Here is a 26,985-nt window from a genome sequence, read left to right as displayed (position 1 = left end):
TTTTGTCCTTATTAAGTAAGACTAATGGTCTAAAAATTTTGTCACTTCGTTTACCGTAAGATTGATCAGGTTATCATCCGTCTTTCCATCAAAATCAGCCATCATGTAAGAACCGTGGGTAGCGGGAAGAATCATCAGCTGAGATTCAGGGACCAGGCGCCACATTTCCACCACATGTTCCGGTTTCATTACGTCTTTATCACCGCTGATGAATAACACAGGAACTTTTATTGAGGTTAAAACCTTTTCGTCCCAGTCTTCAAAAGTCTGCATCCTTTTACTGTCTTTGTCGAACAGGTTTTCAAGCAGTGAAAAATCCGGGTTCAGGTTAAGAAAATTAATTTTAAGCGGTTCCGGCATTGATTCCAGGGTAGCTTCTGCCATACTTTCGAAAAACCCGTCTATCATTCCGTTTCTTTTATAGAATGAGGAGGCTACAATCAGCTTTTCAGTTATTTCAGGGTAAATATGGGCAATCTGCATCACGGTATTTCCACCATTGCTGAATCCCCAGAATGAAGCTTTTTCAATATGAAGTTCTTTCAAAAGGGCAGCCACATCATGGGCATCCTGCTCAAATGTTTCAGGAATATCGCGGTGTTCGGTCATCCCGTGATTTTGCAGATCTATTCCTATCAGTTGAAATTGATTTTCAAGTCTCGCGATGATTTCTTTAAAATCAAACAGGATTGAAGAACCGCCGCCATGAATAAGCACCAGAGGTTTTCCTGAGCCATAAATCTCGTAATACATGCGGATGCCATTGACGCGTTTATACCCTTTTTCTTTTGGCTCCATGATTAATATTTCAGATTTTCATCCATATCATATTTCATTCCCGGATAGCCAAGAATCCTTCTCATCAGGCCTATCTGTCCGCATAAATAGTCTTCGCGGCCCAAACACATTCCTGCAAAATTAAGTTTGGTCTCACGGACAAAAGGGACATTCATCCCGATTTCAAAAATCTCATCCAGTTCTTCATCCGTCACTTCGCCCAGCTTTTGGAATACTTTAGGTGAAATTTCATGAAAATTTTTCTCTAATTCATCCAGGGTCGGATACTGATAGCTTTCATCCAAAGCTTTTCCCTGGAAGAAAAGATCGTTGTGAGGATCTTCATCTTTGAGTCCTAAAACCCCGGCAAGACCGTAGCGCATATTCACAAAGTTTCCTGCCATCCAGACGATATGGTTGGTTTTTCCGTCAATTCTTTTCAATGCATCTTCTTCCGAGATGCCGTCCAAAACATTCAAAAAGCTTTGGGTATGCATCCTGTACGCCGGAATAATGACTTCTATTTTTTTTGATTTTGGTGTGTCCATTTCTTTGATTTTTTAGTTGTTTTAATTGTTCACAGATTTTTTGATCCGGTTATTTTATGGCTCCCGGTTTTCCTAAAATTCTTCTGAGAATTCCCAGCTGCCCGCTGTGATAGAGCTCATGAAGGCAGAATATGGCAATATCATTAATTGATTCAGGGTCAAAACGGTCGATACTGATAAGTTTTGCTTCTAGTTTATCCTGGGATTTTTCGAGGTAAGATTTTAATTCTTCAAAAGTGACCAGTTCGTCTTTCCTATCCAGCGGAATAGCTCCTCGCTGGTAGCACGAGAATTTTTCTCCATCCCAGACAGGTTCTTCACCCAGGGTTTCAAGGAAAGCATTTCTTATATACAGCAAATGCCCAAGAACCCAGTTCATGCAGTTGACATCGCCATTCGGGAAGATCATGGATTCTTCGTTGGTAATGCCTTCGATATTCATTGAAATGACTTTGTAGTTGCTGAATACCTGAACTTTTACGATTTCAATATCGTTTGATTTTGTTTCCATAGTGGTAGGTTTTATTTTCCTGAAAACCCTATATTTTCTATGTTTTTATATTTTAACCACAGATGACGCAGATTTTCACAGATGATTGCGCATACTTGTGTGATTTTTATAGGATTTCAGGTGTGGGAGTGTTTTTCAGGTTTTGAGGCTGAGTTTTGGGAAAGTTTAAAATTCGGAAGGCATTTGGGACATATCCGCGAAAGTGATATTCCAGCCATGCCCATCCAGATCCCAGAAGGAATTCTGATACATCCATCCGTAATCCTGAGGCTCTTCATGCTGTGTGCATCCGTTCTCCAGAGCGGTATTCACTACCTGATCCACTTCTTCACGGCTGTTCAGGCTGATGGCCACAAGAACCCCGCTGGTATCCTTTGCCGGAATTGGCTTATTCGAAAAAGTTTTGAAATAATCTTCTACCAGAAACATGGCGTAGATATTGTCTTCCTTCATCACCACACAGGTAGCTTTATCGTCTGAAAATTGTTCATTAATTTCAAATCCGAGTCTGGTCCAGAATTCTTTTGTTTTCTGAACATCTTTTACAGGAAGGTTGACATAAATTTGATTGGCTTTCATATTGTAATTATTTAAGGTGTTAAACTTTTAACCAAAATTACCAAGCCTGCATGAAAATCAACTTGCCATAAGACAAGATTTAATTTTTCTTTGAATGGGAAACAATTTCTTTACGGATACGGCTTAAAGAAGTGTCTGTAACGCCCAGATAGGAGGCAATCTGCTTCAGCGGGGCAAACTGTACCACCTGCGGTTTCTGCTCTAAAAGATTAAGGTAACGTCTGGTTGCAGACAGGGTAAACATTTCCACGGAACGCTGCTTGTAGGCAAAAAGCTCTTTGGACATCCATGATCTTCCCCACTCCCTGAGATTGGGTATTTTGTGGAACAGTTCCTGGAATGTTTCATAATCGAATCTCCTGCATTCACAGTCTGTAATGCAGACAATATTCTCCTGAGACGGCACTCTCTGAAAAAGCGAAAGTACTTCAATAATGATCTCATTATCGGCAAAAAAATGGGTGGTTACTTCGTTTCCGTTGAAATCGTTGACAAATGAACGGGCCAGACCTTTTTCCAGAATATAATATTCATTGGCTGTTTTTCCTTCTTCAAGAATAATATCTCCTTTCTGGAACGATACTTTTTCATGAGCCTGAAATATTTCATCAAGTTCTTCATCGAGGAAAAAAGGGAAATCATAACAAATCTGTAAGGCTTTGCTGGTCATTGTGTCGGTGTTTTTTAAGGCTTTAAAAATATCATTTTTAATTGAATCAGAAATGAAAAAAATTAAACAAATTGACCAAACACATTGAAAAAGCCGGATTTAAAGACTTGTGAATGATTGTTTTTATTCTTTCTAAATAATTAAACACTTTTGATTCTTTTACCAGAGAATACGTATCTACCCGTGTCAAGGTTTAAAACCTTGACACGGATATTTCGTTTTACATCCAGTTCTTAGCATCATTTCTTAACCCGAACTGAAGCTAAATAAATTATCGGTAGATCAAAATAAAGAAAGCTGAATCGGTTTTGGGGGCTTAGGAGGTTCTGCATCCCCGAAAACAGTTTTTCCTCCGAAACGCCACGAATTCTGCCTTTCCTCTTCTATCACCTGCTGAATGTCGAAATCAGGAATAAAATCTTTTTCGGTGGCTGCTACAATCTGGTGCAGCTTATTTAACGTATTCAGTTTGTCGGAATTACCCAGTTTGGACTTTTCAATTCCTTTCTTAAGGATATTGATGCTTTCATCATAGGTTTTGGTGGGAACCGGGAAAGGATGTCCGTCTTTTCCTCCATGTGCAAAGGAAAATCTGGCAGGATCGGCAAAACGTGAAGGCGCTCCATGGATCACTTCACTTACCAGCGCCAGCGACTGCATTGTTCTTGGACCAACCCCTTCCAACATTAAAAGGTCTTCAAAGTTCTGAGGCTGCTGCTCACGCGTGACATACAAAAGAGCTCCGAGCCGTTTCAAATCAACATCTGAAGCCTGTACATCGTGATGCGCAGGAAGAATCAATCTTGAAAAATCTTTCATGACATCGATAGAATCCGTGTGGGAAATATCCAGAATTCCTTTTCTGTTTTCTGAAGCATCAGCATCAGTCAGATTAAGGATCCTTCCTCTGGAAATGCCGTTAATTCCCGTATGAGGTTCTTCAATAAATGATTTGATATTTCCTGAGTGCCAGTGATAGCGCCGCGCCGTTCCATCCGATTCATGCATTCCCTGCTGTACAACACTCCAGTTTCCATTGTCTGATAAAATAAAATTATGGAGATACAACTGATAGCCATCCTGAATTGCCGTATTATCTACTTTTGCAGAAAGTTTGCTGGCTTTTACCAGTTCATGGCCGTTCAACCCTGTTTTATCGGCAATCTGAATAAGTTCTGCAGGAGTTTCTCTTGAAAATTTTCCTTTTCCACCGCAGATATAAAGACCCAGTGACTGCGAATTGGGATTGATGGAGCGTTTCAAAGCGCCCATTACGGAGGTCGTAATCCCGGAAGAATGCCAGTCCATTCCCATAACCGCTCCAAAACTCTGGAACCAGAACGGATCTGCAAGCCTGCGGAGCACCTCATCTTTCCCGTAATCCATCAGGATCACTTCAATAATGGAAAGCCCGAGGACAGACATACGCTCGTACAGCCAGGGCGGTACCTTTCCGTAGTGTAATGGTAAATCTGCAGTTCCTGAACGTTTCATGATACAAAGGTAGTTATCGTATTATTATTTTTTAATGATTGGGATCATCTGTTTCTTTTGTTAGGTTTTGGCTAAAGCCATTGGGGTTGTTGCTTGTTGCTGTTTTTTAGAATGGGCTAAAGCCCATTCCTATTGAATATATTCATGGTTTGAACAAAATCAGGGTTTGGTTTTCTTTGAGAACGGGCTAAAGCCCATTCCTATTGAATATTTCAGTTGGGAGAACGAATTCAATCTATTTTTTTTTTGTAAATTCTCTGTGAACACCATTTTATTTCCTGAAAATTTATTTTGGCTAAAGCCCTGGATGGTTGTTTTTATGCATGAATGGACTGAAGCCCATTCCTATTGAATATATTTGTGGTTTGAACAAAATCCGGGTTTGGTTTTCTTTGAGAACGGGCTAAAGCCCGTCCCTATTGAATATTAATGAATAGAACAGAATTCAAGGTCTTTATGTTTTTCTTCATCAAATTCTTCGTTGAAAATGATTTTATTTCCAAACGGATCATGGACTGTAAATGAAACGGCTCCGTAAAACGCTTTTTCCAATCCTGGGTAGTTATATTTATATTTCTTATCCATCAGTTCTTTGTGATATTCTGCAACACCTTCGCACCAGATAAACACCTTGCTTCCGGGTGTTCCGTCATCGTGATGTTCGCTTAAATGAAGGATAATATTTCCTTTTTTCACTTCCATATAAACGGGGGTATTTTCCTCGAAATGATTCTCCCACTCGATCTCAAAACCCAGCCAGTCTATATAAAACTCTAATGTTTTCCTGTAATCAAAAATCCTCAGGATAGGGATGACTTTTTCTGCTTTCATAGTAAATGGCTTATGGCTTATGGCTTATGGCTTATGGCTTATGGCTTATGGCTTATGGCTTATGGCTTATGCAAAATTATTGATGTTCAAGAATATTAATCAGGTTTCCAAAGGGGTCTTTTACAAAAAACCTGCGTACACCCCATTCTTCGTCTGTGATTCCGTAAGTGATTTCAAAACCTGCCTGCTGTATTTTTTCATAGAGTTCATCCATATGATCCACTTCAATGGACAGCAAAGGAACTTCTGTACCGTTCCCTCCCTGAGTGGCAAAGCTCACCTGAACTTTTGCTTCTTCATTATTTCCGAAAGTTTTGATCCATCCGTGATCCATCAGAATGTCAAGACCCAGAATATCCTTATAAAAAAGGTCTGCTTTTGAAAGGTCATCTGTTTTTATATTGGCTACAATTCTTTTAATCATCTTAAATCGGATTTAGAAATTCTTACGGACAAAAAAGCCCTGCGAAACAAAATCTTCACAAGGCTTTTATAAAAATTTTATTTTCAGATCTTATTTTAAGGCAGTAAGAGCTGCTTCGTAATTAGGCTCATCTGCAATCTCAGAAACCTGCTCTGTATAAACTACTTTATTGTCAGCATCAGTTACGATAACAGCACGGCTTAAAAGTCCTTTCAGCGGAGAATCTGCAATGGTTAATTCATTGTCATCCCCAAAGCTGCTTCTGAAATCTGAAAGTGTTTCTACGTTGTTCAAACCTTCAGCAGCACAGAATCTTCCCAATGCGAAAGGTAAATCTTTAGAAACATTGATCACAACTGTATTATCAAGACTTGAAGCCTCTTCGTTGAACTTTCTGGCTGAAGATGCACACGTAGGTGTATCAATACTTGGGAAAATATTGAATACTTTTTTCTTTCCTTCAAAACTCTCAAGGGTTTTTACGTTCAAACCTGAATCTACCAGAGCAAAATCTTTAATGGTAGTTCCTACTGATGGTAAAGTTCCTATTGTGTTTACAGCGTTTCCTTTTAATGTAATATTCGACATACTTATTTTTTTAGTTTTTCAAATTTACTTAAAATAGAAAGTTTCTGGAGACAAATAAAGGTTAAATAATTCTTAAAACAGACATAAAAAGACTTATCCACATCCAGTGATTTTTATATCGAAGTTTTGTTTATATTCGCTATCCAAAAAATATAAATCATGCGAAAAAAAATTACTTTCCTTCTCTTTGGGGTTCCGGTTTTTGGTTTCGCTCAGTCTGTGATCGGAAATATCAATTCCGGAGCGGTTTCTGACGCCAATTTCGTGCATTCCGTAGGAGAAATTTATGTAATTCCTACGGATCCGGATCAAGCGAATTCCGGGACGATGGGAATGCTGTTCCAAACTGTTTTACAGGTTTTAGGCGTTAAAGAAATTGAAAAAGAACAGATGAAGGTCTATCCCAATCCTACCACCGATTTTGTTCACATTACGCTCAGTTCAAACTCTAAAATTGAGGAAGCTGAGATCTATGATACGGCCGGAAGATTGGTTTTGAAAGCAAAACTGGACAGCGGAAAACTTGATCTGCGCAGCCTGAATTCCGGGATCTATATGATCTCTTTTAAAAACCCTGATATTAAACCTATTAAAATTATTAAAAACCCTTAAAAACATAAAACATGAAAAAACTTTACACATCAATCGGTCTGTTTCTGGCCACCCTCTTAAGCGCCCAGGTTCCACAGGCTTTCACTTATCAGACTATTGCATTTAATGCTTCAGGAGCTCCTATTGCCAACGGAAATGTATCTTTAAAGATCAGCATCCTGGAAAATACGGCTACAGGACCTGTTTTGTATACTGAAATTCACAATAAAACAACCAATGCCAAAGGATTGGTAAACCTTAATATCGGTCAGGGAACCCCTTCAACAGGAGCTTTTGGGGGAATAAACTGGGGCAGCAACACCAAATTTGTGAAAGTGGAGCTTGATCCTCAGGGCGGTTCCAATTATACCAATGTCGGCGTGAACCAGCTGATGAGTGTTCCTTATGCACAGGTGAGTAAAACGGTGGTTACAGGCGCGGGACAGGGCATTACCCTGGTTTCTCCGAATGGAACCAATTATACATTAAGTGTAAATGATTCCGGAACATTGAGCTTACCAACGACTTCAGGCTCCAGCTCCCAATTACCTGCCAATTTATATATGTATGGAAGTTATAATAACTTCACAGCCACCTCCGCAGATCTGATGCGAAATGCAGGAAGCAAAGTAGGCTATAAATACCTGCCCGCCAATTCGCAGATTAAGTTCATTGCGGCGCAGAATGCCAGTGCTCAAAATTACGGTTCAGACAGCCAAAGTAATCTGGTTCTGAACGGAAGCAATTATAATATTTCTTCGAATGGATTTTATAAGATTGAAATCACAAACTTCCCCGGAAATCCTGTAAGAACGTTTAATTTCAGCCCCAGCGTTAGTTTAAACACTACAGGTTCCGGTTCTCCAACAGCTTCTCCGTTAAGCTATAATCCAACAACAGGCAAGTTTTCTTTTAACCTGACTGGTGTAACTTCCTCCAATTTTACGGGATTCACTATTGCTCTTTCTCCCGGAGGATCTACAGGCACTGAAGTTCTGGGAGACAATCTGAGTGACGGAAATTTTGATATCGACGGCACAGCGATTATGATTCCCAATCTCACTTCCACTGCCAAGAATTTTAAAATTGAGTTCAACATCAATTTTGATGCTACCGGAACTTATACCATTACACAAATATAGATTAAAGAGGCAAAAGCCTCTTTTTTTATGCAAAATACCTTCATAAAACAATCATATTTAGTAAATTTGTGAGTCTTAAAAAATCAAATAATAAATAACAGTATAATGTCAGACAAATCAAAAATCTATTACACCCTTACGGATGAGGCTCCAATGTTGGCAACACACTCGTTTTTACCTATTGTAAAAGCTTTTACAAAATCGGCAAACATTGAAATTGCTGTTCCGGATATTTCTTTGGCAGGAAGAATTTTAGCTAATTTTCCTGAGTTTTTGAAAGATGACCAGAAGATTGGTGATGCATTGGCGGAATTGGGTCAATTAGCAACTCAGCCTGATGCAAACATTATCAAATTACCCAATATTTCAGCATCTGCTCCTCAGCTGGATGAAGCGATTGCTGAATTGCAGTCTAAAGGTTTCGCAGTTCCAAATTATCCTGCAGAACCGAAGAATGATGATGAAAAAGCGATCAAAGCTAAATATGCTAAAGTTTTAGGAAGTGCTGTAAACCCTGTGTTGAGAGAAGGAAATTCTGACAGACGTGCTCCGAAAGCTGTTAAAAATTACGCAAAAGCCAATCCTCACAGAATGGGTGACTGGGCTTCTGACAGCAAAACCGATGTAGCTCACATGGATGGAGGAGATTTCTACGGAACGGAGACTTCAACAACGGTAGACAATGCTACAAAATTCAAAATTACATTCAAAGGTAACGACGGTGCTGAAACTTTACTGAAAGATTTCGCAGGTCTTCAGGCCGGAGAAGTAATCGATTCTTCTGTAATGAATTTAAACTCATTGAAAACATTTGTTCAAAAAGCAATTGATGAGGCTAAAAGTAGAAACGTACTTCTTTCCGCTCACCTTAAAGCTACGATGATGAAAATCTCCGATCCTATTATTTTCGGGGCTATCGTGGAAACTTTCTTCAAAGAGGTATTCGCAAAATATGCTGAGACCTTCAAATCTTTAGATATTAATCCAAATAACGGTCTTGCAGATCTTTTCGAAAAAATCAAAGGAAATGCTCAGGAAGCTGAGATCAAGGCTGATATTGAAGCGGCTTTGGCCAACGGACCAAGAGTGGCTATGGTAAATTCTGATAAAGGAATCACCAACTTCCACGTTCCTTCTGACATCATTGTTGATGCATCTATGGCTGCTTTGGTAAGAGGCGGAGGTAAAATGTGGAACAAGGACGGAAACGAAGAAGATACGGTATGCATTATTCCGGACCGTTCTTATGCAGGTTTCTATCAGTCTGTAATTGATGATATGAAAGCGCACGGAAAACTGGATCCCACTACAATGGGCTCTGTTCCGAACGTAGGTTTAATGGCTCAGAAAGCTGAAGAATACGGTTCTCACGACAAAACGTTCCAGGCATCAGCAGAGGGAACGATTGAAGTTCAGGACGAAGCCGGAAACGTTCTTCTTTCTCAGAAAGTAGAAAAAGGTGATATCTTCAGAATGTGTCAGACTAAAGATGCTCCCATCCAGGACTGGGTGAAATTGGCAGTAAACAGATCAAGATTATCTGATACTCCTGCTATTTTCTGGCTGGACAAAGGAAGAGCACACGACAGAGAAATCATTAAAAAAGTTGAAAAATATCTTGCGGATCACGATACAAACGGTCTTGACATCAGAATTCTTGATGTAAAAGATGCGATGACTGAAACGCTGAAAAGAGCAAGAGAAGGAAAAGATACTATTTCTGTTTCAGGAAACGTGTTGAGAGATTATTTAACAGACCTTTTCCCAATTCTTGAATTAGGTACATCTGCAAAAATGCTTTCCATTGTTCCATTGATGAACGGAGGTGGATTATTTGAAACAGGTGCCGGAGGTTCTGCTCCAAAACACGTTGAACAGTTCCTGGAAGAAGGGTATCTGAGATGGGATTCTTTGGGGGAATTCTTAGCACTTCAGGCTTCTTTAGAGCATTTGGCTCAGACGCAGGGAAATACTAAATCTCAGGTTCTTGCTGATGCATTAGATGAAGCTAACGCTAAATTCTTGGCAACCGATAAATCTCCTGCAAGAAAAGTAGGCCAGATCGACAACAGAGGTTCTCACTTCTATTTAGCGATGTACTGGGCAGAAGCTTTAGCTAACCAGACTGCTGATGCAGAATTAGCAGCTCATTTCGCTCCGGTTGCAGCAGCTCTTCAGGAAAGTGAAGCAGTGATTAACGAAGAATTAATCAGCGCTCAGGGTAAACCTCAGAACATTGACGGTTACTACAAAACGGATACGTACAAAACGTATGCAGCGATGAGACCAAGCACGGTATTGAATGAAATCATTGACGGAATTTAATTTCTGTTTGATATAAATAAAAAGCTCCTTTTTTAAGGGGCTTTTTTGTTTGTATTTTCAGGGTGGTCATGCAAAGCCTTCAACAGAAAAGCAAGTAAGAATACAGCTTGATTGTATTAGTTTTTAAAGCTGCTTCAATACATTTAAAAGCATTTGCTTTATTTTCACTGTCCAAGAGTAACTTCCACATTCCCACCTGTATCTCAACCCAGACTGTTAAGGCCCGGTTATAAAAATTTCTATCTTATCTGCCAAACAGGTTTTTTGTATATTCCTGCTTTAAAAAATCATCAATATGAAAATCCTTACTTACATTTTAATCTTATTAAGTTTCGGCAGCAGCTGTTCTGCCCAGCGTTATACATTAATTGAAGCAGTTCATACCACAGACCTTGGAGGAGTAAGAGGATCCCGGACAGAAAATTTCAGCATAACCCTAAAAAAAAATTCAAAAATAGAACCCAGCTATTTATTGGCAGGAACTGTAAAAATTCCCTTGAAAAAGGAAAGTAAAAACAGCCTATTGTATCTGCAGGGAACCTATCAACCGGAATCCCCTGATCATATAACGGTAAATGAAGATGGTAACGCAGAAAATTCAGAACTGAATCAGATATTTGATCTTAACATGGCATATCTGGTCTCTGAGAATCTAAAAAACAAGAAACAGGTAAAACAAAAAATAAACTTTATGACTAAAAATAATGATAAAAAATAAACAAAACTCAAAAAATAAAGGAATAAAAAACTAAACAAACACCATTCTTATTAAAAAATAAGATTTCTCTGAAAATATTTGAAAAATTCATATTTTACGAAAGAAAAAAATGTATATGAATTTAAAATTAATTTTTGGAATAGGATTCACTATTGCCTCATTGTATTTAAATGCACAGGAAGTGCCAAAAAGTACAGGAAGCAAGGGATCAAAAATCAATAAAAAGTATCTGAAGCACATTCAGGACATTACCAGCACCTATCAAAAAAATGTTCAGCTCGCTAAACAAAATCATCAAAAACCACCGGATGAATATTATTTACAGGATTTCATTGCCACGATGGACCCTGAAACCGGAACGGTACACAATAAAAATTATATAGAGCTGGAAAAAAAGGTCGAAAACGGCAAATTCCGGCCTGACAAGAGCTTAAAACTATTCAACGGTGCCGGCGGCGGCCAGGCCAGTAAGAATATTACCAATCTTTGGATAGAAAGAGGTCCGTATGATACAGGAGGAAGAGTAAGGGGCATCATGTTTGACCCGAACGACCCTACCGGCAAAAAAGTATGGGCAGGAGGTGTTTCAGGAGGATTATGGTTTAACAATGATATCACCAATGCCAATTCTGAATGGACACTTGTGGACGCCTTCTGGTCCAATACCACAGTATCATGCATTACTTCGGATCCTAATAATTCCCAGATTTTTTACGTGGGAACCGGAGAAGTGGAAACCGGAGATTTCAGCGGCCTGGGGATCTGGAAAACAACGAACGGCGGCTCCACATGGCAGCAGGTATTTAATACGGAAAGCGGATATGCATCCAATGGGGTAAAGAAAGGAATCTATAACGTCCCTGCCATAAAAGTGGTCAATAATAATGGGGTATCCGAAGTATATGCCGGAGTTTCAGGAACCTATCTCGGAGATGCAGGAACCTTTTCAGGGCTAAATGAAGCCGGATTATATAAATCTACTGACGGCACAAACTTTACCCTGGTAAACAGCCTGCTTTCTACCGCTACAAGAGGATATGATATTCAGGACATAGAAGTAGGTTCCGACAATTCCATCTGGGTATCTACAAGACGGAGCAGTTTCAGCGGTTCTACCTCCGGTGGAAGAATTTTTAAATCTACCGATCATGGGGCTACGTTCACCAATGTATATAATGTAGGGAACAACAGTTCAAGGGTGATGGTAGAAGTTTCCAGCACCAATCCTTTAAAAGCTTATGCATTGATGCAGGGGGCAACAAGTGCAGAACCGGTAAGAATTGTAAAAACTACAGACGGAGGTACCACATGGATCTCTACCAATACCGCAGGATCAGGCATCACACTGCCCAATCCGGTAGATACAGGCCAGCCTGATAATGATTTTACAAGAGGCCAGGCATTCTATGATTTAGTTCTTGAAACCGACCCTGCCAATGATGATCATGTATATGTAGGAGGAATAGATTCTTACAAAAGTACAGATGGAGGTGCAACATGGACGCAATACACCAAATGGTCAAATAATAATGCCCTTAACAATACGAACATTTCTCTGGTACATGCAGACCAGCATGCCCTGGTATTTAACCCCGCCCATCCCAACCAGTTTGTAATGGGCAACGACGGAGGTATTTTCTTTGCTGCAGATAAAACGAATCTAGCTGCAGCTGCTGCTGTACAGGTTAGAAATAGGCGGTTTAATGTAACTCAGTTTTATCACGGTACCTTAAACCCTTCTGCTACCTCTGCAAATGAAGAAATGATTCTGGGTGCCCAGGATAACGGTACAAAAAAACTTTCAGGAGCTGTCTTAGCCAATAATTTCTATACCAGTTCAGAAGTATATGGTGGAGACGGTGCTTATACTGCTTTTGATGACCAGAATAAATACCTTATTGCATCTTATGTTAATAACTACCATATTATTTTTAATGCCCAGGGAGGATATTATCTTCTGGCTACAGCCCAGAGAGATGCCGGACTATTTATAAATCCGCTGGCTGTTGACAGAAATCTGGATATTGCCTACACCAATGCCAATGCATCCAGTGCCACTTCCATTGTATTAAACAGAATAAGCGGGCTGGCCAGTACTCCATTGAACCTGGTAAGATCCCAGATTAACATAGCCACTGTGGCCGCAGGTGAATTTGTAACGGATATTTTCGTTTCCCCTTACACCACCGCAAGCACTACTCTTTTCATTGGTTTGTCTTCAGGGAAATTATATAAGGTTACCAATGCCGATGCTGCTCACGCTACTACTACAATCAATTATAATTTCGGAGGCTATATTTCTGACATCAAACTAGGTGCTTCTGAAAATGAAATTATGGTCACGGTTTCCAATTTCAACAAAACAAGTGTATTTTACAGTACAGACGGTGGAACCACATGGGTTTCCAAAGAAGGGAATCTTCCTGACATTCCTGTAAAAGCTATTTTCATGAATCCTCATGACAATAATGAAGTGATCCTTGGAACTTATTACGGAGTATGGGGAACCTCTAATTTCCAGACCGCTTCACCTACATGGGCGTTATACTCTGACGGTTTAGGCAAATTTAAAGTGAATCACTTTGATTACCGCCCTTCTGATAAAACCATTCTGGCTGTCACTTACGGAAGAGGAGCTTTTACAACCAAGGTTACCAATCCGGTTTTATCTGCAAATGATGTCCAGAATACACTTCTTAAAAACCAGGTATATCCTAATCCTACAAGAGGCCCGGTGCATATAAAGCTTGAAAACGGAAAGGCTTCGGACATTGAAATTTATGATGCATCCGGCAGACTGGTACTCACAAAAAAGAATGTAAAGTCTGACGAAGAATTTAATATTGAAAGCCTGGGTAAGGGCGATTATGTATTGAAGGCCATGCAAAATGGAGCCATCATTCATACTTCTGTGATCGTAAGAAAATAAGAGATAAAATTTAAAAATAAAAACAACAAAGTAATCCCTGTTACTTTGTTGTTTTCTAATATTCAAGATTGATGAAAAAAAACTACATCATCGTGTTATTCCTATCGATAACAGGATTCGCAAATGCACAGGAACATGATAAAAATATTGAAGAAATAGAAATTCACGCCAGAGCAAAAGTTACCAAAGAACGGGAAGAATTTAAAAAGCATGCTCAATCTACAGAAATCATCTCCGAATATGAAATCAACCGCAATAATCCTTCATTCATAGAGCAGAGTCTCAATACCATGGCGGGGGTACAGGTAGAAAAAAGAACCCAGCTCGGAGGCCAGAGAATTATACTGAGAGGATACGGAAACGATCAGAAATTCAATAACTGGGGCATCAAAATATACATGAACAATATGCCTCTTACCGGTGCAGACGGTGTTACTGTTTTAGACGATGTCAATTTTGGCTTAGTCAACCATATAGATGTAATAAAAGGTCCTGCGGCAACGCTGTATGGCGGCGGTTCAGGAGGTGCCGTCCGATTCTACATCAAACCTGAAACCCAAAAAGGAAATTCTGTTTCCGAACAGTTTAATACAGGATCTTTTGGACTGTTTCAAAGCTCTACATCCGCTACAAGTGTGGGGGAAAACCATTCTCTGACAGCTAATTTCAGCCATATTGGAAGTGACGGCTACCGTCCCCACGGAAAAAGCATTAAGAATTTTTACAATATTAACGGAGAATTTAAGCTGAATCAGAATCAAACGGTTACTTTATTGGCCTCCCACGGGAATTCGCTAGAGCAGGTCTCAGGGCAGATTTCCTATGATGACTACTATAAAGGGATTGATAATGGTAATTTTGCCTATATCAGAAGAGGGGCAAAAACCAAGTTCGTTACTTCCAGAGCGGGAATTGGCCATATCTGGAAGATCAATGAATTTTTGAGTAACAATACCACCCTTTTTTACACGGGTACTGCGGGAGACAGGATCGCTGCAGGAGCCTTTGAAACATCTTCTGCCTCAAACTACGGCCTCAGATCGGTATTTGTATTGAACAAAGACTGGAATCATTTCAGGAGCCAGACTGAATTCGGAGTTGAAATACAGCAATCTAATTCAACCATATCCAATTATCGGTTTAAAAGCGTAAATAGTACAGAAGCCCCCATTTTAAGGCCATTGTATGATGGTTCTTACTTCAACAACATCAACAACCAATCCAATTATTTCATCGTTGAAAAACTGACATACAAGCCCTGGGATCTGATGTTTCTCGCCGGAGTCAGCTTCAATCAGATCAGCTACAACAGGAAAGATTTACTGGCCTTACCTGGCTTATTTTTAATAAAAGGTACAGACCTTTATAACAAAGACCTGTCTTTTGACAAGAAGTTCAAGATGGTGGCAACTCCTCATTTTGCGCTGCAGAAAACCTGGAAAAACCAGATCTTTAACTTCAGCTACAGCGAAGGGTATAATGCACCCACTTCTGCCACTTCTTTTACAACCGGTCTTAATACAACCAACGATAATCTTCGTGCAGAAAAGGCTAAAATGTGGGACTTCAGCATTCAGGGACTGATCAGGAATACCTCTATAGATTATCAGTTCTCGTTGTTCAGCATTCATATTAAAGATAAGCTGACCCAATTGAGAGGAACTATAGACAATGCGGAAAGAACCCCATATTCTTATTGGGCAAATACAGGAGATCAAAAGAACAAAGGACTGGAAATGAGCGTTGGTTATTCTTACAAAACTGAAAATCAATTTATTTCAAAAATCCAGCCTTTTGCAAGCTATACCTATAATGATTTTAAATACTCCAGATTCAGCACTTATCTGAAAGAGCATGGCCTTCCGGCAGCCGTCAATGTTTATGACGATAAAAATGTTGCCGGCGTACCTAAAACAAAATTTACTTTAGGACTGGATTTTGACACCAGAATGGGTTTATACTGGCAGAATACCTATAATTTTATGGGAAGTGTTTACACGGATTTTGCCAATTCAAACAAAGTGAGAAGCTTTGGACTGCTCAATTCTAAAATAGGTTATAAACATACTTTTAATAAATTCGATGTTGATGTATTTGTTATTGGAAATAATTTAACCAGTCAGATTAATTATACCTTCCTGTTTTACGGAAACAGCATTAATGATACAGATATGGATAATCAGTATAACAACTCTGCTGTTTATACCGATGTTAATCCCGGTCCCAGCAAAGCTTATTTCTTTACCGGATTCAATGTGAAGTATAGATTTTAATCTTTTTTGATTTAGTTGATCAAATCAATTTTAGAGTTTTACAAGAAGTTAAAAAATCCTCTCATTGTTGAGAGGATTTTTCGAAACTATACCTTAGAAAATTAAATTTATATTTATTGACATTCCCAAATCTTTTAATCCCCGTTACCTGCCACCTACCCCTCCACAATCACTCTTCTGTGCTCTCTTCCCCAATTGATCATTTCCCCAATAATTTTCCCGAATGTCCTGCAGTATTCCGTAGGTTCGTATTCTATTAAAACCGGAGTATCGGGATATACGGTTCTTTTCAGCAGTTTATTCATTTCCATTTCCTTCAGCTCTTTTGAAAGCATTCTGGTGGTAATTCCGGGAATGCTTCTTTCGATTTCGCGGAAGCGTCTGTGTCCGTTACAGATTGAATTGATGACAGGAATTCTCCACTTTCCTCCAATAAAATAGAGGGTATCCTGCAGGGCTCTGAGTTCTTCGGTCTGGTCTCTTTCCATAAGTGCAAAGTTAAGTGATATCATTCATGATACTGGTATACTCTGTTATACTGATTACAAAAGTATACCAATTTGAAATAACTTTGTCAAAAAATTTTACAACAATGAATACATTAAGTAACAAAGTAGCCATCGTAACAGGCGGAAACAGCGGAATAGGATATGCAGCAGCAAAAGAGCTTATTGCTGAAGGTGCCCGGGTGATCATCACAGGAAGAAGAAAAGAGGCTGTAGAAAAGGCAGCCGAAGAACTTGGAGCCATACCTTTTGTGGCAGACCAGTCTGATCTTAGCCACATTGATCTTCTAAGGAGTGAAGTAGAAAAACAGTTTGGAAAAGTGGATATTCTTTTCATTAATGCAGGTATTACAGGAGGTCTGATTTCCATTGAAAATATGAGTGTTCAGAATTTTGATGAAGTCATGAACATCAACTTCCGCGGCGCTTATTTTACCCTGAACAAATTTATTCCGATCCTTAATGACGGTGCATCCGTAGTCTTTCTATCATCAATTGTAGCGTCCACTTACAAGCCCAACAGCTCTGTGTATCAGGCAAGCAAAGCAGCATTAAATTCAATTGCTAAAACTGCAGCTGCTGAACTGGCTCCAAGAAAAATAAGGGTCAATATGATAAGTCCGGGACCTATAAAAACAGAAATCATGAGCAAAGCCGGACTTGATGAAGAAACTTTAAAGGGCCTTGATGACTATCTTATCAGCCAGATTCCTTTAAAAAAATTGGGCACCGCTGAAGAAGTCGCCAAGTTGGTGGTTCATCTGTCTGACCATACTGCTTCAAGTTTTATCACAGGAACCGAAATTATTATTGACGGAGGAATAGGTTTATAAACATTAAAAGAGGGATTAAAGCCAGAAAATGGATGAGGAAAGTTCCCGAATACCCTCATCCATTCTTATTTACGCTCCCCCCTAATCCCTAATCCCTAATCCCTGCTACCTACTATCTGCAACCTACCCCAATACTCTCCCTCCTCAATTTTCCCATTTCCCCCACCACTTTGTCCGCTTCACCCCTTTTTCCGTTTCAAAACAAGGCAGATGATTCTACTTTTGAGCCATAAAAAATAATATAATATGGACTCAGTAAAGAAAAAAAGAGCAGTAAAGCCAATAGCCCTCCTGTTTCTGGCAGCTATGGCTGTATTGATAATTTTACAGTTTTTCAACCCTTCTCCGGAAGGAAAGCCTGTCGCAAAAAAGATTGAAGCCCCCCGTGAAGTTCTCGCCATCCTGGAAAATTCTTGTTTCAACTGCCATTCCAATGAGCAGAACCTGAGCTGGTACGACAAAATAGCACCTATCTCATGGGCGGTAAACAAAGATGTAAAAAGAGCCAAGGAAGTTTTAAACTTTTCAGAATGGAATTATTCTCCGGGAGAACATCAGGGGAAAATGTATGCTGTTTTAAATATGATGCAGAGTGGAAAAATGCCGCTTCATGAGTACACTTTACTTCATCCATCGGCAAAAATTACAAAAAATGATATTGAAACCATCAGAAAATACACGCTTTCATTATCCAGCCAGGCTTCGGCAAAAAAAGAAAATGATCCGCACCAGCCCATAGAAGCAAGCCAAAATAATATTCCAGCCCAATTTCCAGTTTCTCCCAATGGAGTAAAATATACAGACGATTTTAAAAACTGGAAAGTGATCAGTATGAGCACTCTCTTCGATCATTCCATCCGGGTGATTTATGGAAATGATATTGCTGTAAAAGCGGTTGAAACAGAAAATTTTCACCCGTGGCCGGACGGAAGCATTATTGTAAAATCGGTCTGGAAGCAGGAACAATTAGCTGACGGAGAAGTAAGAGCCGGAGCATTTGTTAATGCCCAGTTCATGGTAAAAGATGCCAAAAAATACACCGATACGGAAGGCTGGGGATTTGCCAAGTTTTCAGGGCCGGATCTTCATCCAACAGGAAAAAACGCTTCGTTTGCAAAAGAATCCTGTATTGCCTGCCACCGCCAGCTGGCCGAAAAAACAGGCTATTTATTTGATGTACCTATGAAAGTTAACACTGAAAGACTAATTAAAAACCTTGAGAAATAATGAAAAAAGCACTGTTCATCATCCTGTCAATCTGCAGCTTATTTACCGCCTGTAAAATAGACGAGCCGGATAAAGATTTAAAACGTATTGTTTTTGATCCGGGAAATTTAAAATTTATTTCCACTTCGTTAAATACAAAAAAAGAAACATCATCAGCATTGTATGGAAATCAGGAGGCTTTTCTTTCGCTATCGAATGAAAATCAGCAGCTGAGAAATGGTTCCGTCATTAAACTGGTCACTTGGAAATACCATGACAATCCACAATATATCGGGGGAACCATCACAGGTGATTTATTAAGTATAGAAACACTTCACATAGATAATAACGGAAAAACTTCTTACAAAATCCAAAATACATCAGGAAAAGAACCTGTTCCAATCAGTACAGAGGAGCGGATACACTATATGATGAGTTACAAACCTGTTATGAGACCTTAAAAATATCCTGAAGCTGAAGAATTCAGTTTCAGGATATTTTTGTGAATGGGCAATTTTTGCTGAAGCAAAGTCAATTGTCAATTTTCCAACGAATAAAATTCACAAGCGAAGCGAATTCACAATTCTCCTTTGACATTGAAGAGTTGTGAATGGTCAATTTTTGCTGACGCAAAGTCAATTGTCAATTTTCCAACGAATAAATTCACAAGCGAAGCGAATTCACCATTCACCATTCATCATTCACTATCACTCTTTTCAGTTAAAAAACCCTAATTTCACTTATTAAAATCCACCGTTTCCATGCAGCAGCAAAAAATAAAAATTTCACCGGCCGTGATTTGGATAAGTTCCCTCTTTCTGGGAATTTTATCTTCAGTTCCCCAGCTGGCTTCCCATGAATTCAACTGGAAAGAAGCAGCCGTAAACTCAGCCATTACAGCAGCATTTTCTGTTATCATGTGGTATCTGAACATTTATCTGTTTAATCGTAATGCAGGCGAACGGAGGCAGCATATTTCTTATTCAAGGCTGCTGACTGTACTGGCATTCGGAATGGTAATTATGTTTGGTCTGGCATGGATCCAGCAGCTTATTTTGTCGCATATTAATTTTGGACCTGTCATGCTGATGATCGAGGTTAGAGGTATACTGATCAATCTTGTCTGTTATATGTTCCTGACGCTGTTGCAGAATAATTACGCAGGTCAGCAGGTACAGCTTGAACTGGAAAAAGTTAAAAGTGATAATCTGGGCGCCCAGTATGAATTGCTGAAACAGCAGGTTAATCCTCATTTTCTTTTCAACAGTCTGAATACCTTAAAATCAATGGCAGAAACCAGTGATTCTGAAACGGTGGATTTTATCATTAAGCTTTCCGATTTTTACAGATTTACCCTTGAAAGCAGAAAATTAGACCTCATTAAAGTTCAGGAAGAAATGAACATCATAGAATCTTATGTTTTTCTACAAAAAGCCCGGTTTGGTGAAGGAATTTCATTTTCTAACGAATTAAAATCTGAAGATCTTAAAACCCTTATTCCTCCTTTTACGTTACAGCTTTTGGTAGAAAACTGTATCAAACACAATATTGTATCGCAAAGCAAACCGCTTCACATCAGAATCTACAGTTCTGAAGATAAAATTATTATTGAAAATCCTGTTCAGCGGAAAATCGCGGCAGAAGAATCTTTAGGTGTGGGACTTGACAATATTAAAATGCGTTTCAGCCATCTGCTGGAGCGGGAAATAGAAATTTATTCAGACGAAAAAATATTCCAAATAAAATTACCTTTGATCCATGAATATCATCATCATTGAGGACGAGTTCAGGGCCGCAAAATCCCTGCAGAACCTACTTTCAGATCTAAAGCCTGAATCCAGAATTCTGGGAATTTATGACAGTATTGAAGCCAGCGTAGAAGCTTTATCAAAAGATATAAAGCCGGACCTTATTTTTATGGACATCCAGCTTTCGGATGGACTTTCATTTGAGATTTTCAAATCTGTTGAGATCACCTGCCCCATTATTTTCTGCACTGCTTTTGATCAATATATGCTGGATGCCTTTAAAAGCAAAGGCGTAGATTATATTCTGAAGCCTTTTTCCAGAGAAGATATTTCCGAAGCTCTGAAAAAAGTAGACGGATTAAAAAAATTCTTCAGCAAATCTGAACTTCCTGATCTTGAATCTATTTTGCAGAAAATGAATCAACCCGCAGGGAAAAGCAGTTTTCTGGTTTTTAAGAATCAAAAATATACTACGATTCCTACCGAAAGTATTGCTTATTTTTATATTCATAATGAAATTACTCATCTGGTTACTTTTGACAAAGAGCAGTTTCAGCTTTCCCAGCCTCTGGGACAGGTTGCCGAACAGGTTGCCGGAAAACAGTTTTTCAGGATCAACCGCCAGTATTTGATCAATTTCAAAGCCATAAAAGAGATGGAGCATTATTTTCAGCGTAAAATTCTGGTTAAACTGACTATAGAAACGCCTGAAAAACTCCTGATCAACAAAGAAAAAACACACAGTTTCTTCACCTGGCTGGAAGACCGTTAACATCCCCGGTTTTTCAGACCTGAATATTTTCCGGGTTCGCCCTGCATTTTGTCCGGCTGACCCTTTTTTATCTTCTTTTGCCCCGGAAAGGAATCTACTTTTGAATCAAATTTAAAAGACATGATTCTAAAAAATCTTATATCCGTAGGTGCTTTCACCGCTTTAATGTTTGCTGCTTCTGCATTTGCTCAGAAAGAAGAAATTAAGAAAATAAAACCTGTGTCTCCTTCTGAAAACAAAGGTTTTGCCGTTCTGGAACTTTTCACTTCCGAAGGCTGCTCAAGCTGTCCGCCAGCTGATGAACTGATGGAGCAGATTGAAAAAGAGTACGGAAACCAGCAGGTCTTTATCCTTTCCTATCATGTAGACTACTGGAACCGCCTTGGATGGAAAGACCGGTTCAGCAGTGCTGAAAATTCACAACGCCAGCAATGGTACAGCCGTCTTCTTCAATCACAAACCTATACGCCGCAGCTGGTGGTGAATGGAAAAAAAGAACTTGTGGGTTCTGACAGGAATTCGATAGAAAACGCTCTTCAACATGTTCTGGCTGATCCTAAAAATACACCGGTAAACCTTTCTGCAAAAGAATCTCAGAAAACAATTACGGCCAGTTATAAAACTACAGAAACTGATTCTCAAAGTAAATTATTAATCAGCCTGATTGAAAAGAAATCATCAACGCAGGTGGGTGGAGGCGAAAATGAAGGACATCGGCTGCAGCACTGGCAGATCGTTCATCAGCAGGAGCAGATCTCGCTGAAAGATCATTCTGAAGGAACAGTATATTTCAAACTTCCTGACAATTTTTCTTCTGAAAATTGGGAAATCATCGGGTTTATCCAAAATCTGAAAACCGGGAAGATTTCTGGGGCTTCTAAATCTTTAATTCAATAATAATTGTTGGAAAACGCGAGGGCGAAGATTTTCAGCTAATTATTCAAAGCAAATAAGTGGTATTCACTTTTATCTCTGATAAAATTCCTGCATCCTAAAATGCTACGAAGAAAAAACTTTCGTGTCCTTACGTTTTTCCTACTCTTATTTACTAGAATCAATACAATTTAAAATAATAAAACAATGAAAACAAAAACAACAAGAATCATTTACTGGTCAGGCGCTATTTTTATGTCATTATGGTTTGGAACAAGCGGCTTCTTTGAACTCACTAAAAATCCTGTCGTTTGGGATATCACCCGGCAGCTCGGTTATCCGGCTCATTTTATTTATATCCTTGGTGTTTTTAAGCTGTCAGGAATCATCGTTCTTCTGCTTCCCAACCGTTTGTTAAGACTGAAAGAATGGGTATTTGCCGGAATGTTTTTCGATATTATCTTCGCTTTCTTCTCGAAAATTGCGGTGCTGGGTATTGCGGCCAGCGTAGATGCAGTAATTGCATTCACGGTGCTTTTGGTAACGTACATCATGTTCAGAAAAATGTACTCTCCCGAATTTATATATGGAGAAGCATAGCAGAAACCGGACTGGAAACAGCGAATTAGCAGTTAGAAATTCTGAATCCCGCACACCTTTTGTTTCCGGCTCAGGTAAATTATGATAAAATTTGCAGAAAAGCTCAGTCAGCTGATTCCTGCCTGCTGATCTATACAATAATTGTGTTCCCCCAACCGGTAATAGTTCCTTTTTCATTTTCTACTTTATATTACATGCGTTGGGGATTTTAATGAATAAATCCTCCCGGAAATGAGAGGATTTATTATTAAAACTATGTCGTAGAAAATTTAAGTTGAATCTTGTATTGAAATCTTTATCAATTCATAAAACACTCCGGAATCCATTCGTAGGCAGCGTCTTTTTTCTTTGTAAAACCAAGTCCCGGCCATGGAAGATGGTAAGCAAAAGCTTTGGTTTTAGTTTCTGCCAGCTGCCGGAGAAGCTTTTTACGGGATTCTGTAGCAATATCCAGGTCGGTATCTCCGGAGAATCCCCATTCCGGATGTGGGAAAAGAATAACATCAGAATGAATCAGATCTGCCATATATACCAGCTTCTCATCACCTGAAGAAATAGTCACGGTAGTAAGTCCCGGCGTGTGTCCCGGAGCCAGCTTAAAACTGAAATGCTCATACAGAGGTTTGTCCAGTTCATAAAATTTCAGCTTCGGGCGGATGGTTTTAAGGATATTCTGAATAGGCGGAATCACCTGGTTGAGAAATTCCGGCTGGGTTTTCAGAAAACTGTTTTTAAAATCTTTAATGGAAGCCTGCAGCCAAAAGTCGTGCTCAATTTTTGAAATAAAGAGATTCGCATCAGGAAAAACCAGATTGTTCTGCTTATCTACCACTCCGCCAATATGGTCCGGATGGGCATGAGAAATAAAGACATCGGTAATATCTTTCGGTGAAAAACCTGCTTTTTGGAGACTTTTCAGAAGAAAACCTGTTCTTTCATCAGCGAAAATTCCCATTCCTGCATCCAGTAAGATCAATCTGTTTCTGGTCTTTACAAGCATCAGGTTCATCGCCATATCCACGTAGGTATCCGGCCGGAAATTATCCCTGAGAAGCGTTTTCAGCTGAGGAACATCTGCTCTTGGAGAAAATGTATCTATATTCGTTTCATGAATATATCCGTCGGTAAGGATAAACAGCTCCAGCTCGCCCAGTTTTATCTTTTTAAACGCCGAAAGATCTTCTTCAGGAAGCGATGAAAGTGTTTTCATTCCTGCAAAAGCATCGGAAAACGGAACGAAACTTAATGCTCCGGCCATCAGTCCGTTTTTTAAAAGTTCTCTTCTGTTCATATCAAATGTGTGATTTTATATACTTCCGGTTTCCCTTTTTTGTACATGGAAAACCGGAAATATTTTCATTTTAGTTGTTGACCAGTTTCATAGAACCTTCTGTGTATCTTTCGCCTACGTTAGGATATTTTTTCAGAAGACCATCAATGATTTCCAGATCCGAGGGTGACAGGTCAATATTTACAGCTTCAATATTTTCCTGAAGGTATTTAATACGTTTGGTTCCCGGAATAGGAATAATATCCTCGCCCTGATTCAGTACCCATGCTAAAGCCAGCTGGGTTCCTTTTACGCCTTTTGATTCTGCAAATTCATTGATTTCTCTTGCTAAATTCCTGTTATTTTCCAGATATTCTTCCTGGTAACGCGGCAGTGTCTTTCTGAAATCCTCGTCTCCGAAATTCTGAACTTCATTAATATTGGCAAAAAGTCCTCTCGCCAGCGGAGAATACGGTACCAGTGTAATTCCCAGCTCTCTGATGGTTGGCAGTATATCTTTTTCCACATCTTTGGTAAGGATAGAATATTCTGACTGTAAAGCTGTAATCGGGTGAATTTTATTAGCTTTTCTGATAGATTCTGCAGAAGCTTCTGATAATCCCAGATATTTTACTTTCCCTTCCTTTACCAGTTCTGCCATAGCGCCTACCGTTTCCTCTACGGGAATATTCGGATCTACCCTGTGTGCATAATACAGATCAATGGTATCTATTTTCAGTCTCTGAAGGCTCAGATCTACAGCCTGTCTGATCCATTCCGGTGAGCCGTCAAAATAAGTACCCGGTGCTCCGCTGTGGCTCGGTTTCCCATCTTTAAACCTGAATCCGAATTTGGTGGCAATAAAGATCTTATCGCGGTTGGGAACCAAAACTTTTGAGATCAGCTTTTCATTTTCTCCCGCGGCATACATATCTGCCGTATCCCAGAAGTTCACTCCTAAATCCAATGCTTTATGCAGTGTACTGATGCTTTCCTGTTCATCGGCCGGACCGTAGGCAAAGCTCATTCCCATACATCCCAGACCTACTGCAGATAACTGCTCTCCTGTGTTTCCTAATTTTCTGAATTTCATAATGGTATGTGATTTAAAATTGATACAACAAAATTATAACAGGATGATACGGGATAGGCTATAGAATTCAAACTAAGAATTATAAAATTCAAACAACTGCAGTTCTAACGGCATTGGGAGCCAACCCGGTCTGTTTTTTGAAAAAATTGGTAAAATAAGCTGGCTCTTCAAAGCCCAGTCCATAGGCAATTTCGGAGATATTCCAGTCGGTATGTTTCAGCAGTGCATTCGCTTCCTGAATGATTCTTGAGGTGATCTGCTGGCTTGTGGTTTTCCCGGTCATTTCCTTTACGGAACGGTTCAGAGAATTCACATGGATCGAAAGGCTTCGGGCATAATCATTGGGCGTCTTTAATTTAAGAAAGGCTTCCGGGCTGTCGATAGGAAACTGTCTTTCAAGCAGCTCCATAAACAGTGACGCCACTCTGTGCGATGCATTCTGATAAGGTTCAAAGTTTTCGGCAGGCTGCATTTTCATGGTTTCATGAATCAAAAGATGGAGACAGGCCCGCAGCATATCATACTTGTGGACATATTCTGTCTGAATTTCAGTCGTCATTTTGATAAAAAGATCCGAAATCACCTTCTGCTGTTCATCATCCACAAAGAAAACGGGAGTTCCTCCTATTTTAAAAAGCTGTGAATCCAAAAGGTTTCCAAGGCGGGTACCATTCTGCAGGAACTGATCTGTAAACAAACAAAACCACCCTGTCTGATCCTCATTCTCAGCATCCCAGGAGTATGGAACCACAGGATTTGAAAACAACAATGCAGGACGGTCCACATAGATCCATTTGTCTGCATAGTGAAGTTTCCCTTTTCCTATGATCAGTGAAATTTTATAATAATCTCTCCGGCTGTAAGGCGTTATGAGCGAACAGCTTTCGCGTGAGAATACATTAAAATGGCCTACTCCGGAAGCAGCATTATCTCCCAGCCGTTCCATTTTGCCGTTTCTCAAATAAAATCCCTGTATTGTTTCTTTAGATTCCATATGGCTAAGTTATAAAATTCAAACCAATAAAAATATTTTTGAAGCCAAAATAAAAGCATGAAGGCTGCGTGGAAGTTATCCTTGTCAAGATTTAAAATCTTGACAAGGATTCAGAGTAACTTTTAAACCTTTCTCTTCCAACAACAGCCTTACAATTTTCGTATTCTAAAATTCAGATTAATAATAAAAAATGGACAGCAAAAATTGCCATCCATCTCAAAATTGAATATATAGTTGATATGTGATTTAATGATGATGCCCGTTTTTCTTATCCATTTTGTAGACTTTGGCTTTCTTTACTTTCACTTTTTTATAATTATTTTTGTTCCGGTTATAAACAGCGACCGGGTTTTGCCCTTTGTAATATTTCTTTTTGAACTTGGTATATTTTTCTCTTCCAAGTATCCTTTCTACTTCATAATAACGGTCTTCTCTCCATCGGTCCGGATGGCTTACGTAAACCCTGTTCCAGGAATCGTAGTCGCGGTATCTGTCATTTAACGCGTTCAGCTGGTTGGTCTGTGCCACCGAAAGCAGAAGATCTGCCGCTACAGTCTGCCAGTTAATATCTGTAATACTTCTTCTGTAATCGTTATAATAATCGGACTGCGCATAGCTTAGGCTGAAAGTTCCGGCCAGCAAAAATGCTATCATTATTTTTTTCATCTTTTTCATTTATTGGTTAAACTG

27 protein-coding genes are annotated in these 26,985 nt (G+C 39.4%); 13 read left to right on the top strand and 14 right to left on the bottom strand.

From position 1 onward, the window contains the following. Positions 1–21: 21 nt before the first annotated feature. The 9 genes from JET18_RS06765 to tpx all read right to left on the bottom strand — a co-directional run bounded on the left by JET18_RS06765 (position 22) and on the right by tpx (position 6,422). Positions 22–798 carry an alpha/beta fold hydrolase gene (locus JET18_RS06765; protein ID WP_202089859.1) on the bottom strand — a complete coding sequence of 259 codons (777 nt, stop codon included), beginning with the start codon at positions 796–798 and terminating at the stop codon, positions 22–24. A gap of 2 nt (positions 799–800) precedes the next feature. Next, a complete protein-coding gene (locus JET18_RS06760; protein ID WP_202089858.1) occupies positions 801–1,325 on the bottom strand; it encodes a DinB family protein in 525 nt (174 codons plus the stop codon). Between the two features lie 49 nt (positions 1,326–1,374). Further along, positions 1,375–1,836 (bottom strand): hypothetical protein, encoded by a 462-nt coding sequence (locus tag JET18_RS06755; protein ID WP_202089857.1) that lies wholly within the window; start codon positions 1,834–1,836, stop codon positions 1,375–1,377. Positions 1,837–2,001: 165 nt separating this feature from the next. Continuing rightward, entirely contained in the window at positions 2,002–2,415 is a 414-nt protein-coding gene (locus JET18_RS06750) for a VOC family protein (protein WP_202089856.1), read from the bottom strand. Between the two features lie 79 nt (positions 2,416–2,494). Beyond that, positions 2,495–3,085 (bottom strand): Crp/Fnr family transcriptional regulator, encoded by a 591-nt coding sequence (locus JET18_RS06745; RefSeq protein WP_202089855.1) that lies wholly within the window; start codon positions 3,083–3,085, stop codon positions 2,495–2,497. Between the two features lie 282 nt (positions 3,086–3,367). Continuing rightward, complete coding sequence (locus JET18_RS06740) at positions 3,368–4,579, bottom strand: DUF763 domain-containing protein (protein WP_202089854.1); 1,212 nt, start codon at positions 4,577–4,579, stop codon at positions 3,368–3,370. A gap of 426 nt (positions 4,580–5,005) precedes the next feature. Continuing rightward, on the bottom strand, positions 5,006–5,410 hold the full coding sequence (locus tag JET18_RS06735) for a glyoxalase superfamily protein (protein ID WP_202089853.1): 405 nt from the start codon (positions 5,408–5,410) through the stop codon (positions 5,006–5,008). Positions 5,411–5,486: 76 nt separating this feature from the next. Beyond that, positions 5,487–5,834 carry a glyoxalase superfamily protein gene (locus tag JET18_RS06730; RefSeq protein WP_202089852.1) on the bottom strand — a complete coding sequence of 116 codons (348 nt, stop codon included), beginning with the start codon at positions 5,832–5,834 and terminating at the stop codon, positions 5,487–5,489. A gap of 90 nt (positions 5,835–5,924) precedes the next feature. Beyond that, positions 5,925–6,422, bottom strand: a complete 498-nt coding sequence (gene tpx / locus JET18_RS06725; RefSeq protein WP_202089851.1) for a thiol peroxidase — start codon at positions 6,420–6,422, stop codon at positions 5,925–5,927. Positions 6,423–6,581: 159 nt separating this feature from the next. Here tpx and JET18_RS06720 point away from each other — a divergent pair, with 159 nt between their 5' ends. The 6 genes from JET18_RS06720 (at position 6,582) to JET18_RS06695 (ending at position 16,400) form a co-directional block, all read left to right on the top strand. After that, positions 6,582–7,034: a T9SS type A sorting domain-containing protein gene (locus JET18_RS06720; protein ID WP_202089850.1), complete on the top strand. Its 453-nt coding sequence runs from the start codon at positions 6,582–6,584 to the stop codon at positions 7,032–7,034. Positions 7,035–7,045: 11 nt separating this feature from the next. Beyond that, positions 7,046–8,155, top strand: coding sequence for a cadherin repeat domain-containing protein (locus JET18_RS06715; RefSeq protein ID WP_202089849.1), 1,110 nt, complete (start codon positions 7,046–7,048; stop codon positions 8,153–8,155). 105 nt (positions 8,156–8,260) lie between these two features. Then, a complete protein-coding gene (locus JET18_RS06710; protein WP_202089848.1) occupies positions 8,261–10,480 on the top strand; it encodes an NADP-dependent isocitrate dehydrogenase in 2,220 nt (739 codons plus the stop codon). Between the two features lie 295 nt (positions 10,481–10,775). After that, a complete protein-coding gene (locus JET18_RS06705; RefSeq protein ID WP_202089847.1) occupies positions 10,776–11,198 on the top strand; it encodes a hypothetical protein in 423 nt (140 codons plus the stop codon). A gap of 115 nt (positions 11,199–11,313) precedes the next feature. After that, the gene (locus JET18_RS06700; RefSeq protein ID WP_202089846.1) at positions 11,314–14,127 is read left to right on the top strand and encodes a T9SS type A sorting domain-containing protein; all 2,814 of its coding nucleotides are present in this window, start codon (positions 11,314–11,316) and stop codon (positions 14,125–14,127) included. Positions 14,128–14,198: 71 nt separating this feature from the next. Then, positions 14,199–16,400, top strand: coding sequence for a TonB-dependent receptor (locus JET18_RS06695; protein ID WP_202089845.1), 2,202 nt, complete (start codon positions 14,199–14,201; stop codon positions 16,398–16,400). Positions 16,401–16,555: 155 nt separating this feature from the next. Here the strand turns inward: JET18_RS06695 and JET18_RS06690 are convergent, their stop codons facing one another. Next, a complete protein-coding gene (locus JET18_RS06690) occupies positions 16,556–16,888 on the bottom strand; it encodes a winged helix-turn-helix transcriptional regulator (RefSeq protein WP_202089844.1) in 333 nt (110 codons plus the stop codon). 104 nt (positions 16,889–16,992) lie between these two features. Between JET18_RS06690 and JET18_RS06685 the strand changes: the two genes are divergently transcribed. The 7 genes from JET18_RS06685 (at position 16,993) to JET18_RS06655 (ending at position 22,938) form a co-directional block, all read left to right on the top strand. Then, positions 16,993–17,739, top strand: coding sequence for an SDR family oxidoreductase (locus JET18_RS06685; protein ID WP_228728494.1), 747 nt, complete (start codon positions 16,993–16,995; stop codon positions 17,737–17,739). Between the two features lie 246 nt (positions 17,740–17,985). Further along, positions 17,986–18,966 carry a heme-binding domain-containing protein gene (locus tag JET18_RS06680; RefSeq protein ID WP_202089842.1) on the top strand — a complete coding sequence of 327 codons (981 nt, stop codon included), beginning with the start codon at positions 17,986–17,988 and terminating at the stop codon, positions 18,964–18,966. Next, positions 18,966–19,406 carry a hypothetical protein gene (locus JET18_RS06675; RefSeq protein ID WP_202089841.1) on the top strand — a complete coding sequence of 147 codons (441 nt, stop codon included), beginning with the start codon at positions 18,966–18,968 and terminating at the stop codon, positions 19,404–19,406. Before JET18_RS06680 ends, JET18_RS06675 begins: the two co-directional genes overlap by 1 nt. A gap of 300 nt (positions 19,407–19,706) precedes the next feature. After that, positions 19,707–20,723, top strand: a complete 1,017-nt coding sequence (locus JET18_RS06670; protein ID WP_202089840.1) for a sensor histidine kinase — start codon at positions 19,707–19,709, stop codon at positions 20,721–20,723. After that, positions 20,704–21,465, top strand: a complete 762-nt coding sequence (locus tag JET18_RS06665) for a LytR/AlgR family response regulator transcription factor (RefSeq protein WP_202089839.1) — start codon at positions 20,704–20,706, stop codon at positions 21,463–21,465. Before JET18_RS06670 ends, JET18_RS06665 begins: the two co-directional genes overlap by 20 nt. Before the next feature lie 120 nt (positions 21,466–21,585). Then, positions 21,586–22,362 carry a DUF1223 domain-containing protein gene (locus JET18_RS06660; protein ID WP_202089838.1) on the top strand — a complete coding sequence of 259 codons (777 nt, stop codon included), beginning with the start codon at positions 21,586–21,588 and terminating at the stop codon, positions 22,360–22,362. Positions 22,363–22,545: 183 nt separating this feature from the next. Beyond that, complete coding sequence (locus JET18_RS06655; protein ID WP_202089837.1) at positions 22,546–22,938, top strand: DoxX family protein; 393 nt, start codon at positions 22,546–22,548, stop codon at positions 22,936–22,938. 298 nt (positions 22,939–23,236) lie between these two features. Here the strand turns inward: JET18_RS06655 and JET18_RS06650 are convergent, their stop codons facing one another. The 4 genes from JET18_RS06650 to JET18_RS06635 form a co-directional block, all read right to left on the bottom strand. Next, positions 23,237–24,229: an MBL fold metallo-hydrolase gene (locus JET18_RS06650; protein WP_202089836.1), complete on the bottom strand. Its 993-nt coding sequence runs from the start codon at positions 24,227–24,229 to the stop codon at positions 23,237–23,239. 70 nt (positions 24,230–24,299) lie between these two features. Then, complete coding sequence (locus JET18_RS06645) at positions 24,300–25,301, bottom strand: aldo/keto reductase (protein WP_202089835.1); 1,002 nt, start codon at positions 25,299–25,301, stop codon at positions 24,300–24,302. Positions 25,302–25,389: 88 nt separating this feature from the next. Further along, entirely contained in the window at positions 25,390–26,295 is a 906-nt protein-coding gene (locus tag JET18_RS06640; protein WP_202089834.1) for a helix-turn-helix domain-containing protein, read from the bottom strand. Positions 26,296–26,541: 246 nt separating this feature from the next. Then, on the bottom strand, positions 26,542–26,961 hold the full coding sequence (locus JET18_RS06635; RefSeq protein ID WP_202089833.1) for a hypothetical protein: 420 nt from the start codon (positions 26,959–26,961) through the stop codon (positions 26,542–26,544). Positions 26,962–26,985: the final 24 nt, after the last annotated feature.

The sequence above is a fragment of the Chryseobacterium endalhagicum genome, assembly GCF_016745235.1.
In the GTDB taxonomy this organism is placed as follows: domain Bacteria; phylum Bacteroidota; class Bacteroidia; order Flavobacteriales; family Weeksellaceae; genus Chryseobacterium; species Chryseobacterium endalhagicum.
The sequence above is the reverse complement of the archived record's forward strand: the minus strand, read 5'-3'. Positions and strand labels throughout refer to the sequence as shown.